The sequence below is a fragment of the Streptomyces sp. URMC 124 genome, from assembly GCF_051386455.1.
Lineage (GTDB): Bacteria > Actinomycetota > Actinomycetes > Streptomycetales > Streptomycetaceae > Streptomyces.
In genome coordinates this window covers 1-364 of the sequence record NZ_JBPQTS010000383.1, presented here as the reverse complement: position 1 = coordinate 364, position 364 = coordinate 1, and the positions used below count along the sequence as shown (strand labels likewise).

1 protein-coding gene is annotated in these 364 nt (G+C 50.0%); it reads left to right on the top strand.

All coding sequences use genetic code 11. The annotated features are described in order from the left end of the window. Nucleotides 1–26: 26 nt before the first annotated feature. Nucleotides 27–364: hypothetical protein (locus ACSNOG_RS33045; RefSeq protein ID WP_436756367.1), on the top strand; the 338-nt coding region annotated here is incomplete at its 3' end.

Here is a 364-nt window from a genome sequence, read left to right as displayed (position 1 = left end):
AATATAAGGTAACGGCATGGATCAAATTGATCGAGCCCGCAAGCTCGCAGCTTCAGCTGTCCTCCCAAATCGGCTCCGGAAGCAGCGCGAATTATGTGGCCCTCTCCCCCAAAACGATCAGCACCAGCGACGGATGGGTTCAGTTTGAGGGAACCTATCGGTACAACAGCGTGGGGGATGAATACTTAACCATCTATGTAGAAAGCTCGAACAACGCGACGGCATCCTTTTTTATCGACGACATCAGCTTCGAGAAAACAAGCGCAGGCCCCGTTGAAATCGAGAAAGACTTGATTCCCGTCAAACAAGCGTATCAAAATGATTTCCTCATCGGCAATGCCATTACAGCAGAGGATCTGGAAGG